Source organism: Saccharibacillus qingshengii (assembly GCF_013185195.1).
Classification (GTDB): Bacteria; Bacillota; Bacilli; order Paenibacillales; family Paenibacillaceae; genus Saccharibacillus; species Saccharibacillus qingshengii.
Genome location: NZ_JAAZWC010000006.1, coordinates 73,321 through 85,824, shown reverse-complemented (window position 1 = coordinate 85,824; position 12,504 = coordinate 73,321). Strand labels below are relative to the sequence as shown.

Below are 12,504 nucleotides of genomic sequence, written 5' to 3'. Positions count from 1 at the left end.
CAGATCCAAAGGTCGAACGCCTTTTTATTTTTATTCTTTTTCACCGAAACCCGTCCGCATAAGCGGACGGGTCAACGTGTCGAGAAAGTCTGATTCTGAGAGAAGCGAGGAGGCGGAGGGCGAAATTCAGTGTAGGAACGATAGTGTTCGCCTTTGAAATCGGGGAAATTCTACTAAATTTCAATCCTTTTCCCCGATTTCAACACGCGACCGGAACGAATTTCTCCCGCAGTCGACAAGCTTCTCCTACGAATAGGACTTTCTCGACAGCCTGCCCGTCCGCACAAGCGGACGGGTTTTCCATTTCTCCCCTCTCTTGTTTGCTGTCGATCAATTTTTCGAAACCTCTTATTTCTCCGAAGCGTATAGACGACAGGAAGCAAGCAAGTTCCGGATAGCTAACATCCCGGCACTGCCCTGCTTTTCCGTTCGTCCCATTTCATCATTTTCTAGGAGGATATCAAGTGAAAAAAGCCGCAAAACTCATTCTCGCTTCATCTCTGCTGCTGTCCGCGCTGCCCGCTCCGGGCCTCGTTTCCGCGAAAGAATCCACGCTCACGCGCGCCCAGGCGGTCGAGTATCTGCTCGGCATCACCGATGATTACGCGCCGGGCATCGGCAAGTCCGACATTCTGAAAGGCGACGGAACAGGCAAGCCCGACGAAGCGCGTTCTATCTCCCGGATCGAAGCGCTGCTGATGCTTGGCCGGGCATTCCCGAACCTTCCGCAGCCGAGCGGCAACGATCTGCGCCAGATCGGAACGGTGCCGACTTTTAGCGACGTACCGGCATGGGCGCAGAGCGAATTGAAGCGCCTGGCACAGGCGGGCATCGTCAACGGGACAGCGGACGGGAAGCTTGGGGCCGGGGATCCCGTGACCTACGAGCAGCTTCAGTCCTTTACCCGGCGCGCCATGGCGCTCGAAGGTTCCAACCCGCGCGACGATTACTACGAATACATAAACAAAGACTGGCTGAATGCTTCTTCCGTCGAAGCCGGCGAGATGACCAACGGCGTATTCAACGAGCTGGCCAAGGCCAACGAAGTCCGTCTCAGCGACATGATCGCCAAGATTGCCGCCAGTCCGCAGACCGCAGGTTCCGTCGAACAGAAGATCGCGGATTTCTATGGCAACGCGCTTGATGTGGAACATCGCAGCAAACAGGGAATCACGCCGATCAAAGGCTATCTGAAATCGATCGACGACGCGGCTACGGTCCAGCAGCTTTTTGATGCAACGATGCAAACGGAAACCGAACTGGCAACCGGCTCGCTCCTGTCGTTCGGCATCAGCAACGACGCGAAGAACAGCAGCGCCAACTCGCTTTATTTCGGTGCATTGACTCTCTCGCTCGACAAAAACAGCTATATGTCCGAAGATCCCAAGATCAAAGAAGTATATACCGCTTATCTGAAGCGATTGTTCAAGCTTGGCGGCAGCGACGAGAAAACCGCGCAGGCGGAGGCCGAGACGATGTACGCTCTGGAAAAAGAACTTGCCGCCGCGTCGATGGACATTCAGGATCAAGGCGATGTGACCAAATACTACAATCCTTATTCGAAAAAAGATTTCGAAGCGCTTTTCCCAACGATCGATATGAACAAAATGCTTAACCAACTCGGACTCGCAAAAGCCGACAAAGTGATCGTGACGGACGTGAAGCTGACGCAGAAACTGTCCGGCATGCTCACCGACAAGAATCTGGAAGCGCTCAAAGCGTATGCCAAAGCTCTCCTGCTCAGCAATACGGGAGGCGCGTTAACGGAAGAATTCGAGAAAGCGGCCCAGGACTTCCAAGCGCAGATGTACGGGGTAACCGGCGAGAAGACCCGCCAGCAGAAAGCCGTCGCTTTGACCCAGAGCGTCATGAGCGACTATCTCGGTCTGCAGTTTGCAGACCGCTACTTCAGCCCCGAGGCCAAGCAGGACGTCGAGAAAATGGTCGATCAGTTTATCGGCGTCTACAAGCAGCGGATCGCGAAGCTGGACTGGATGTCGGAAACGACCAAAACCAAAGCCCTGAAGAAGCTCGATACGATGAAGGTCAAAGTCGGTTATCCGGAAAAGGCGGAAGACAGCCTGAAGAACGTCCCGATCGTGTCGATCAAAAACGGCGGGTCGCTGTTCGACAATGTGATCGCCATCAGCAAAGCGGGCAAGCAGGAAGGGATCGAATCGCTGGGTAAACCGGTCGACAAAGAGGCCTGGGGCATGAGCGTGTATACTGTCAATGCCTATTACAATCCGCTGAACAACGAGATCGTTTTCCCTGCTGGCATCCTGCAGGCTCCGTTCTACGATATCCAAGCCAAACGCGAAACGAACATGGGAGCAATCGGTATGGTCATCGCCCATGAGATCAGCCACGCGTTCGACAATCTGGGTTCGGCCTACGACGAGCAGGGCAACGCCGCCAACTGGTGGACCGAAGCCGATTATAAAAAATTCCAGCAGAAGCTGCAGCAGGTAGTCGCTTATTACGACGGCGTCGAGGTCATGCCGGGCGTCACGAACAACGGCACGCTGACTGTAAGCGAGAATGTTGCGGATCTTGGAGGTATGGCCGCTTCGCTCCAGGTGCTCTCGCAGATGCCAAGCCCGGATTACCAAGCGTATTTCGAAGGCTATGCCACCATCTGGCGTACCACAATGAACCCCGAAACCACCGCTTATATGTCTACCGTGGACACACACTCGGCGAACAAGGTTCGTGTCAACCGCACGATCGCCAATTTCGCGGAATTCTACGAAGCCTACGGAATTACGGGGAAAGACGCGATGTACGTCGCTCCGGAAGAACGTGTAAGCATCTGGTAAAAAGCGTGGCCTTCTACCGGGCAGCCTGGCGATAAAATGAGGGTTCGGGAACGCCCGGATCCTAACGGCCGGTCGTCACAAGCAGCAGACTAAAAACACCGAAGCCCCTGGGCTTCGGTGTTTTTTTTTGCGGATAGATGTCTGGAATCGGATTCGCGGCTCCCACGATTACCAGGGCCACTCCCGGCCCTGCCAATCGCGCATGACCAATTCGTCTTCGTCGATCGCGTGCGGTTTGCCGTCCCAAGGCAGCGCGCTGCCGAGGAAATATTCCAGTGCAGGCGCTGCCGATTCGGACGGTTCCAGTTCCGCTTCGGTATTGCGTTCGCCGGACATGTACGTGCGCATCCAGCCCGGATGATACAGCCGAAACGTAAATCCTTCCGGACGCATCCGGTCGAACAGCAGACGGACGCCGCGATTCAGCGCGGCTTTGGACATGCAGTAGGCGAACCAGGCGGTTCGTTCGGCTTTGCCGATACTGCCGGCTTCGGAAGAAACGAAGCAGAGCCGCTTGAGTTCGCCCCGCTCGAGCAGCGGCAGGAAAGCTTCGCTGGTTCGGATCGGCCCCAGCGCATTCACCTGATAGAGACGGATCATCTCGTCGTAATCCTGCAAAGTGCGAATGGAATCTTCGTTCTTGTCCGTAATGACGCCCGCATTATTGATCAGCAGATCAATGCTTCGCGTCCGTTCTTCCACGGCGGCGGCAGCCGCAAGCACGGACGAATCGGAAGAGACATCGAGCGGCAGAACGATCAGCAGATCGGGGTAGCGTTCCTGCAGTTCGCCGAGCTGCGGCCAGTCGGGCAGGTAGCTGCCGGCGAACACGCGCCAGCCCTTCTCCAGCAGGCCTTCGGCCAATGCGAAACCCAATCCCCGATCGGCGCCTGTAATCACAGCGTGATAAGTACTCATCTCTGTTCAGCTCCTCTCAGAACGGCCATTCTTCGCCGCGGCCTCCCGTCAATACAAGTCTGTCTTCGTTGGCATGCGGATTGGCAAACAGTCCGGCGGCAAATCGCGCCGATTCCGCGATCGGAGCCGACAGGGGCGTCATCGGCGAATCGGAAGCCGATGACGCCGTCTGCGGCTTCGAACCGCCCGCAAGCTTCGGCCTCAAACCGGGGTCATACAGCCGGAACGTGTAACCTTCCCGGCGCAGGTCGTTAAACAGCAGTTTGGCCTGCATATGCAAAGCCGTATGCGCCATGGCACGGCCGATCGGCGTATGGGCTTCGCCTACCGAGATACTGCCTTCACGGGACGAGATGAAGCAGATCCGCTTCAGCCCGTCTTCTGCGTTCATCCGCGGCAGCAGCCGCTCGACGGCGCGCAGCGGGGTCAGCGCGTACGTCTCGTAGTCCTGCAGACGCCTAGCTGGGGTATCCTCCTGTCCGGCGCTGCCTGCAGGCCAGCCACCTGGTACCGAAGATTCATCCGCCTTTCCTTCAACCGAACGAGAGGACGGTTGGCCGAATTCCGGCGCCATTTCGCCCGCATTCAATACCAGCAGGTCGATTCGGCCCGCCGCATCCGACGTGCGGACCTCGGAAGAAGCCGCAGCGGAACCGCCGGTTCGATCGCTATCCCCGTCTTCCGGTTCCGCCCGGACGAAAGCTCCGGCTTCGTTCGACGCATTCGGATCCGCCCCGTGGGACGGAGCTTCCGTTTCTTCGGCATAGGCCGGGTCCGTTTCCCCGGCTTTGGGCCTCGCATTGCTTTCCGGTCCAAAAGCGACCGAACCTTCGAAATCTTCAAGCCCCGAACTGCCGGTTCCTGTTGGAATATCGCGATTCTCTCCGATGTGGACGCCGCTCGGCCGTTCCTCTTCATCCGTAAGGTCGCTTCCCGGTACGGGCAGAGACACGGACTCCGGAGCAATCGTGCTTCCCCAACCGTCGTCGGCCGCCCTTAGCTCGGGCAGGTCTCCTTCGCTGCCGTTCTTCGCGACTGCCGAACGCCCTTCCTGCGTGTCTAGACCGGTCGGGTCGCCGCCGATCACGTTCCAGCCGCGGGACATCAATTCTCGTCCCAACGCGGCTCCGAACGGCTCGTGCAAATTGAGAATCCATGCGGTTCTGTTCATGATCGCTTCCTCCTTCGTTTGTCGGCTCAATTCTCGCTTCCGGGCTCGGCCTGCTTGGCACACCAATACAGCGCATTGCGCAGCAAACGCAGATACATCGGATGCGTCCATACGCCGAGCTCGTGTCCGGGTGTCAGCACCGCTGCGCGGCCGCGGCCGTAAGTGCGGGTCCAGCCGCCGGGCTGCGCACCGTGCTCCGATACGGTCGTCATAATCAGGTCCGCGATCGGATCGTCCCAGTCCATAAAATAATGCTCGTCGTGTACCGTGAATTCTTCGATCCCTTCGGCAATCGGATGCTGCTTGTCCGGCCGAATCGTGACTTTGCACGCTTCGGGGTGATGCGTGAAGACGCCTCCGAGCAGACGGCGAAACTGCCCTTCTTCCTTGTCGTATCCGGCCGTGCCCGCATGCACGGCCAGCAGCCCGCCTCCGCGCTCCACATAATGCTCGAACGCCTGTTGAACCGATTCGTTCATCCAGTATTCTTTTTCCTGCTTGGACTGACTGTTGGAGCGGCAGACCAGCACAACCGGGTAATCCTTCAGACGCGCGGGATCAAAATCCTCCACACGGTCCGTTATCGTAAACTGAAATTCCGTCCGGTCCAGCTTCTCCAATCCCTGCCGGATCGTCTCCGCCGGATGCCAGCGATCTTCGCAAATGACCCACACTTTCATCTCGTTTGCTCCTTTCCTTGATCCAGCGGCCGAAGCGTACGCGCTTTCCGTTCGAATCGCGATCGTCCGCTATGTAAGTTCGGGTATACGTAACGTTATTACACTTGAATGACCGAATTATCTCTGCATGGCCCGGATTTCTTTTCGCAGCCGGCAGAAAAACAAGCAAAAAAGCTTGAATCTCCAAGCCTTCCCGAGGAATAATGAAGGAAATCCGATACGGCAGTCCAAAAAAAGGAGAGCGCGCGATGACAAACTCCGAGGTATATATCGTGACGACATCGTTGAATTTGTGGTGGGGCTTCTACGGGTTGGACGAACCGGAGAACGGCGACTACGTATGGATTTACGATCGGCCGGACGACCGGGGCGAAGGCCTGGCCAAAATCTTCGTCGGTTCCGACAGCCGGCTGCGCGATATTCTGGAAATGGGGTCCGTCCCTGTCTGATCGAAGTCTATCCCCCTTCGGAACATCTCGATTGGCAGGCGCTGGAGTCTGCGGTGCTGGCCTACTGCGAGCGATTTCTTGATCTCCGGGCCCGGCGGGTCGTCCATCTGCGGCCGATCAGTCCGGAAGAAGCGATTCGCAGTTATACCGAGTATGCGTACGGATTTTTTGGCGTTACGGTTTTTTCGGAAGAACAGGTCGAGCATATGGCACGGCGAATGGGAAAAAGCGAATCCGAGGTTCGGCTTCTGCTGGATCGGGGGCTCCAGGCCGGGAATCCCGGGATGCAGGAATAACGGGGCTTCAGGCTATAGAAACCAAAAAACCCGCCGCACTCCCCGGTTGTCCGGGAGATTCAGCGGGTTTGTATGAAATAAAACTTGCGGTCTGGAGAGGAGCTTAGGCCGATGGAGCGGCAGGAGAAGCGTGCGGCTCTCCCTGCTCCGACTCATTGTGCTGGATAAGCGAATGCTTTTTCCATACCCGGCTTTTCCAGCGCATATACATGACGGCAACGCGAATCCATTCGTCCGCCGCAATCGCCAGCCAGATGCCCGGCAGTCCCATATTCATCTGGAACACCAGCACATACCCGAGCGGAAGACTGATCCCGACCATGGAGACAAGTCCGACATAGACCGGGAACTTGGCGTCGCCGGCGGCGCGGAGCGAACCGATCACGATCATGTTGAACGTGCGGGCGGTCTCCAGCACGATGCTCAGCACGAGCACCTGCGTCGCCATACGGATGATGTCCGCGTCGTCGGTGAACAAACCCACGAGCGGATGGCGCAGCAGGATCACGACGAGATCGACGATCACGGTGATGACGAGCGCCCGTTTGACGCTGCTCCACACTTGATGGTACGCGTCTTCCTTGCGGTTCGCGCCCACCAGGCGGCCGACGATGATCCCCGTTCCGATCGCCACGGCGACCGCGAACAGATAGATGAACATCGAGATGTTCGTCGCGTACTGACGCGCGGCCAGTGCCTGGGCACCGAGGAACGTCGCGTAGAAGAAGAAGATCATCTGGCACGACTGGTACGTAATCTGCTCCAGCGCGGACGGCACGCCGATACGCAGAATTTTCATGATATATTCACGGGTCAGGTTGATATAAAACTTGAATTGAATCCGGACTTCCATGACCTGATACAGCATCCAGAACAAGACGACTGCCGCAACGGCGCGGCTGATAACCGTCGAGATCGCGGCCCCTTCGACGCCCATCGCCGGGAAGCCCATATGGCCGAAGATCATCACGTAACCGCCGGCTACGCTCAGGATATTCATACCGAGTGCCACAAACATGGTCAGCTTCGTTTGTCCGTAGGTCCGGATCGTGGCCGACAGCATGTTGATCAGCGCCTGCAGGAAGATCGCTCCGCCGACGATATGCATATACGACTTGGCGTAGACGAGAATATCGCCGTGCAGGTTCAGGGCAACCATCATATGATGGCCGAACACGAGGAAGAACGCGCTCATGGTCAGGCCCAGCATCAGATTGAGCGTCAGCGACAATCCGGAAATCTTGGCGGCCTCGTAATGGTTGCGGGCCCCCAGATACTGCGCGATAACGATAGCGGCGCCGTTACCTACGACTTCAAGAATAAGGATGGCGATCGAGATGACCTGGTTGGCCGCGCCGACGGCCGCTACCGCATCATCCGATACTCCGCTCAACATCATCGTATCGGTGATCCCCATTAACATAAACAAAAACACTTCCAGGAATATCGGCCAGGTCAAACGAAACAGATTGAATTCACGCTCCAGCGGAAGTTTTGCCGCAGCGGTCCCGTTTTTCGTTTTCATCTCTTCACCCTCCTTCGATCGTTTGGTTTATTCAAAACAAAACGTATCTTAGCACGGCGAGGATGAAAATACAGCCCCTTTTTTGAAATTTCCTGAAAATTATATGAAAAACATAGCGATTTCCCTTTTTGAATATCTTTTCCTTATCCTTTTACACGTTCCAGGTCGCTTACGGACGCAGGGGCAGGCGAATCGAAATGGGCTTCGGCACGCTGCACCCGATTTCGTCCGGCACGCTTGGCTTCGTACAAAGCGAGATCGCAGCATTTGTAGATCCGTTCCAGATCGGAACGATGTTTGGGAACAAAAGTCAGGGCGCCGATACTCAGCGTATAGGAGCCTCTCACCGCCACCCGGACCCGCTCCGCCAACAGGGTGGATTCCGCCCGGGAAGAATCGGGCAGCAGCACCGCAAATTCGTCGCCGCCGTAGCGGCCAAACAGATCTTCCGGGCCAAGCTGCTCCGACACGGTATCGCTCATTTCGCGCAGCACGCGGTCGCCGATATCGTGCCCGTATGTATCGTTAATTCCTTTGAATCCGTCGATATCGAACAGCAAAAAAGAAACCGGGCGGCCGGTCTTCGCGAAGCGGTCCAGTACCGCCCCCGCTCTGACCAGAAAAGCGCGCCGGTTCCAGATCTGCGTCAGATCGTCGAGGCTGGCAAGCTTGAACAATTCTTCGTCCGATTTCTGCTTGGCGAGCAGCACGAAGCCGGTGTTGCCCAGCATCATGGTCATATAAGCCGAGATCGAGAACAGCGTATCGGTTACGCCCGCAGACAGAAGAGCGGCCGTTTCGCCGGCGAACAGCGCAGACAGCGCTCGGATCACAAGGATCGCCGCTACAAAAGTATACAGCGCTCCCATCATTCTGCGCAGCATCGTGGCGTTCTTCAACACGAGCAAACCCAATGCGGGAGGCGCAATCAGCAGAGCAGCAAAAACGGAAGCGACGACGATGCGCAGTTCTTCCGTATTGTGAACAAGCATGACCGTGTCGAATGTCAGCACGGCGGCCAGAACGATGGCGCCGCCGATCTTTTTTACCCGCCGGGTTAATGTGCCCTGCAGCCGGAGCAGTGCAGCCGCTTCCAGTGCCGTTCCGAGAAAGATCAGCGTGTTGGACGCGGAGACGACCGCCCATTCGCCGAGGCTTTCTTTGAACAGCATCAGCAGCCAGGCGGCGGACTGCACCAGCTTGGCCGTAAAGAATATCGAGATCGAGCGGTCCCGGCTCTCGCTTCGGTGATACGCGCTCAGCAGCACGACGGTAAGCACATGCCCGCAGATCAAAGAAATATAGACGGTCTGCGGGTCCAGATGAAAAATCATGGCCGGTTCTCACTCTTCCCTTCAGATCGTCAGCCGGGCAATATCGTTCCAACGCAAAGCGATTTCCGTAAACGTTTCTTCCCCGATCCGAATTTCTTTGCGTTCGAATTCTTCGCTGCCGACTTGGCGATAGAAGTGGACAGCCGGATTCTGCTCAAGTACCCAGACCATGAGCGAACGGTACCCTGCAGTCCGGAGTGCCTCCAACATCTGACGGAACATCTCGCTTCCGATGCCTTTGCGCTGCTCGCTCTGCAGCAGGTATACGGCGTACAATTCGGCTTCATGCACCCGCCCGGTTTCGCGGTCCACGCCATAATCGAGAAATCCGCAAATTTGTCCGCGTTCGTTCTCCGCTACCATGACGCCTTCCCCGGGTTCGGGATGCTTCAATCTTTTTTCCCAACGGTTCCAGTGTTCTTCTACAGACAGCCTGTCGAGATAAGCATCGGCAACGATACCTTTGTAAGTGGTCTTCCAGCTGTCGACATGAACTTGTGCAATGCCTGCGGCATCTTCAGGTCTGGCGAATCTTATCTTCATGTGGGATAGCTCCTCTGCAAAAGAATTCAGTCGACAAGGCAGACCCGCTCCGCATTGTGGCGGCCGGGATGATTCGTAAGCGGTCGATAAGCTTCAAAAACGAATAGGTTAAGCGTATAGGATTCGGCGCGCTTCTTCAAATCCCTGCCGACAGAAGCAAGTTATTTCCAACCCTTCCTGAGTGCTGGACGGATCTTCCGGGCACGGCACGCCAAAAAGCCGCTCCCAAAAGGAGCGGCCTGAAGGCTGTCAGGCAAAAACGGTCCGGCTATCCGGCGATCAACGGATGCGCGAAGGGCTTCCGATGCCGACCGGCTTGATTCCCCAGATCTCCGACGCATACTCGTTGATCGTACGGTCGCCCGCGAAACGGCCCGACTTGGCAATATTCAGAATCGACTTCTCGGCCCAGAGCTTGGAGTTCCGGTAATCGAGTCCGATCTGCTCTTGGGACTGCGCATAGCTGGCGAAGTCTCTCAGCACGAAATATTCGTCGTTGTGGCTGAGCAGCGAATGGTAGATCGAATCGAAGGTTTGACCGTTCTGGCAGAAAGGCCCCGGCTGGATCAGCTGATCCAGTACGCGCTTGATCCGCTCGTCGCCCTGATAGAACGACTGGGCGGAATATCCGCCTTCGCGGTAGTACTGTTCGACTTCTTCGATCCGCAGTCCGAACAGATACATGCCTTCGTCGCCCAGCGATTCGTACATCTCGACATTGGCTCCGTCAAGCGTACCGATCGTGAGAGCTCCGTTCATCATCAGCTTCATGTTGCCGGTACCGGAAGCTTCCTTGCCCGCCGTCGAAATCTGCTCGCTGACGTCGGCGGACGGAACGATTTTCTCCGCCAGGGACACCGAGTAGTTCTCCAGGAAGAACACTTTCAGCAGATCTTTGGTCTGCGGATCATTGTTCACGGTATCGGCGATATTATTGATCAGCTTGATGATCTGCTTGGCCATATAATAACCCGGAGCCGCTTTGGCACCGAAAATAAATGTACGCGGTGTCAGGTCAAGCGAAGGATTGTCTTTGATGCGGTTGTACAGATCCATAATATGCAGGGCATTCAGCAGTTGGCGCTTGTAGGCATGCAAACGCTTGACCTGCACGTCGAAGATCGAATTCGTATCGACGGCCACTCCGTGCTTTTTATAGATATAAGCCGCCATACGTTCTTTGTTCTTGTGTTTGACACTGCGGATCTTGTCTTGGACAACCGCGTCTTTGGAATACTTGAGCAGGTTGTTCAGCTGATCGGGCTGCGTCTTCCAGCCGGAACCGATCGCATCGTCGATCACGTTCATCAGGTCCGGATTGGCATGCATCAGCCAGCGGCGGTGCGTGATGCCGTTTGTCTTGTTGTTGAAGCGCTCGGGATACAGCTCGTAGAAGTCTTTCATCTCGCGTTTTTTCAGAATATCCGTATGCAGCGCGGCGACGCCGTTGACGCTGTGGCTTCCGTGGATCGCCAGATGCGCCATCTTGATCTGCCCGTTCGCGATAATCGCCATCCGGGAAACCCGGTCCTGATCTCCCGGATGCTCTTCGAGCAGCGAAGCGCAGAAACGTCTGTTCACTTCTTCGATGATCATGTAGAGACGCGGCAGCAGTTCCCGAACCATCTGTTCCGGCCAGGTTTCCAGCGCTTCGCTCAGGATCGTATGGTTGGTGTACGATACGACGCGGGACACGATATCCCACGATTCCTTCCATCCAAAACTTTTTTCATCCAAAAGAATGCGCATCAGCTCCGGAATCACAAGCGTCGGATGCGTATCGTTGATATGGATCGCGACTTTCTCCGGCAGACGGTCGTAAGGCAGATCGAGTTTGTCGAACGTGCGAAGCACGCTTTGCACACCGGCCGAACACAGGAAATATTCCTGCTTCAGGCGCAGCAGTTTGCCTTCGTAATGGGAATCGTCCGGATAAAGGAATTCCGATACCGTCTCGACCGAACGCTTATAGTCGAGGAAATTGTAATAACTGCCGTCGGGACCGCCGAAGCCTTTGGTCGGATCCGCCGCCGATTCCGCACTCCACAAACGCAGCGTATTGACCGCTTTGTTTTCGTAACCCACGATCGGAACATCGTAAGGCACCGCCCAGACATCCTCGCCGTTTTTCGTTTCGTAGACATAGTTGCCGTCTTCTTTTTCGACGACTTCGACGTTGCCCCAGAACCGCACATTCAATTTCTTGTCGTCGCGGCGTACTTCCCACACATTGCCTTTTTGCAGCCAATAGTCCGGCAGTTCCACTTGGTGGCCGTTGATGATCTTCTGTTCAAACAATCCATATTTATAACGGATGCCGTTGCCGTGCCCGGAATAGCCGAGCGAAGCAAGCGAGTCAAGGAAGCAGGCCGCCAGACGGCCGAGACCGCCGTTGCCGAGTCCCGCATCCGCTTCGTATTCTTCAATATCTTCAAGGTCCCAGCCCAACTCGCCGAGTCCTTCGCGCACCAGGTTCAGCACGCCCAGATTCAGCAGGTTGTTGCCGAGCAGGCGGCCTATCAGAAACTCCATGGAGAAGTAATAGACCTGGCGTTCGCCTTGCTCTTTATAGGTACGGTTGGTTGCCGCCCAATCCTGGCCGATGCGCTCGCGGATCATGCTTCCGAGCGCGGCATATACGTCATCTTCGCTAACCTCGTGCATTTGGCGGCCGCTCGTGCCGATCAGCCGCTGTTTGAACTCCTGTTTGAAAAGCTCTTTATCTGTGAACATGGGTTGAGCCCCTTTCCCGTTTTGCCGGTCTTCCGT

The 12,504-nt window shown here is 56.2% G+C and carries 10 protein-coding genes; 3 read left to right on the top strand and 7 right to left on the bottom strand.

Going from position 1 to position 12,504, the window contains the following annotated elements; all coding sequences use genetic code 11:
• The first annotated feature begins 464 nt into the window (after positions 1-464).
• Entirely contained in the window at positions 465-2,819 is a 2,355-nt protein-coding gene (locus HRQ60_RS07295) for a M13-type metalloendopeptidase (RefSeq protein WP_343044633.1), read from the top strand.
• Between the two features lie 168 nt (positions 2,820-2,987).
• Here HRQ60_RS07295 and HRQ60_RS07290 read toward each other — a convergent pair whose 3' ends face one another.
• Genes HRQ60_RS07290 through HRQ60_RS07280 form a run of 3 tightly spaced genes read right to left on the bottom strand, consistent with a single transcriptional unit; the run spans position 2,988 to position 5,588 of the window.
• The gene (locus HRQ60_RS07290) at positions 2,988-3,737 is read right to left on the bottom strand and encodes an SDR family NAD(P)-dependent oxidoreductase (RefSeq protein ID WP_172194995.1); all 750 of its coding nucleotides are present in this window, start codon (positions 3,735-3,737) and stop codon (positions 2,988-2,990) included.
• 16 nt (positions 3,738-3,753) lie between these two features.
• A complete protein-coding gene (locus HRQ60_RS07285) occupies positions 3,754-4,908 on the bottom strand; it encodes a Rossmann-fold NAD(P)-binding domain-containing protein (RefSeq protein WP_172194994.1) in 1,155 nt (384 codons plus the stop codon).
• Positions 4,909-4,934: 26 nt separating this feature from the next.
• Positions 4,935-5,588, bottom strand: a complete 654-nt coding sequence (locus HRQ60_RS07280) for a ThuA domain-containing protein (protein WP_172194993.1) — start codon at positions 5,586-5,588, stop codon at positions 4,935-4,937.
• 248 nt (positions 5,589-5,836) lie between these two features.
• Between HRQ60_RS07280 and HRQ60_RS07275 the strand changes: the two genes are divergently transcribed.
• Positions 5,837-6,037 (top strand): hypothetical protein, encoded by a 201-nt coding sequence (locus tag HRQ60_RS07275; protein ID WP_172194992.1) that lies wholly within the window; start codon positions 5,837-5,839, stop codon positions 6,035-6,037.
• 53 nt (positions 6,038-6,090) lie between these two features.
• Entirely contained in the window at positions 6,091-6,333 is a 243-nt protein-coding gene (locus tag HRQ60_RS07270; protein ID WP_172194991.1) for a hypothetical protein, read from the top strand.
• A gap of 103 nt (positions 6,334-6,436) precedes the next feature.
• Here the strand turns inward: HRQ60_RS07270 and HRQ60_RS07265 are convergent, their stop codons facing one another.
• From HRQ60_RS07265 to HRQ60_RS07250, 4 genes are all read right to left on the bottom strand, one after another.
• Positions 6,437-7,858, bottom strand: a complete 1,422-nt coding sequence (locus tag HRQ60_RS07265) for an MATE family efflux transporter (protein WP_172194990.1) — start codon at positions 7,856-7,858, stop codon at positions 6,437-6,439.
• A gap of 143 nt (positions 7,859-8,001) precedes the next feature.
• Positions 8,002-9,192 carry a GGDEF domain-containing protein gene (locus tag HRQ60_RS07260; RefSeq protein ID WP_172194989.1) on the bottom strand — a complete coding sequence of 397 codons (1,191 nt, stop codon included), beginning with the start codon at positions 9,190-9,192 and terminating at the stop codon, positions 8,002-8,004.
• A 21-nt stretch (positions 9,193-9,213) separates the two neighbouring features.
• On the bottom strand, positions 9,214-9,735 hold the full coding sequence (locus HRQ60_RS07255) for a GNAT family N-acetyltransferase (protein ID WP_172194988.1): 522 nt from the start codon (positions 9,733-9,735) through the stop codon (positions 9,214-9,216).
• Between the two features lie 279 nt (positions 9,736-10,014).
• Positions 10,015-12,468, bottom strand: a complete 2,454-nt coding sequence (locus HRQ60_RS07250; protein ID WP_172194987.1) for a glycogen/starch/alpha-glucan phosphorylase — start codon at positions 12,466-12,468, stop codon at positions 10,015-10,017.
• Between the last annotated feature and the right edge of the window lie 36 nt (positions 12,469-12,504).

What these genes read in the sequence shown, in the direction of transcription:
- HRQ60_RS07290 (WP_172194995.1), bottom strand. Translation starts at nt 3,737, where the DNA reads ATGAGTACTTATCACGCTGTGATTACAGGCGCCGATCGGGGATTGGGT.
- HRQ60_RS07285 (WP_172194994.1), bottom strand. Translation starts at nt 4,908, where the DNA reads ATGAACAGAACCGCATGGATTCTCAATTTGCACGAGCCGTTCGGAGCC.
- HRQ60_RS07280 (WP_172194993.1), bottom strand. Translation starts at nt 5,588, where the DNA reads ATGAAAGTGTGGGTCATTTGCGAAGATCGCTGGCATCCGGCGGAGACG.
- HRQ60_RS07275 (WP_172194992.1), top strand. Translation starts at nt 5,837, where the DNA reads ATGACAAACTCCGAGGTATATATCGTGACGACATCGTTGAATTTGTGG.
- HRQ60_RS07265 (WP_172194990.1), bottom strand. Translation starts at nt 7,858, where the DNA reads ATGAAAACGAAAAACGGGACCGCTGCGGCAAAACTTCCGCTGGAGCGT.
- HRQ60_RS07260 (WP_172194989.1), bottom strand. Translation starts at nt 9,192, where the DNA reads ATGATTTTTCATCTGGACCCGCAGACCGTCTATATTTCTTTGATCTGC.
- HRQ60_RS07255 (WP_172194988.1), bottom strand. Translation starts at nt 9,735, where the DNA reads ATGAAGATAAGATTCGCCAGACCTGAAGATGCCGCAGGCATTGCACAA.
- HRQ60_RS07250 (WP_172194987.1), bottom strand. Translation starts at nt 12,468, where the DNA reads ATGTTCACAGATAAAGAGCTTTTCAAACAGGAGTTCAAACAGCGGCTG.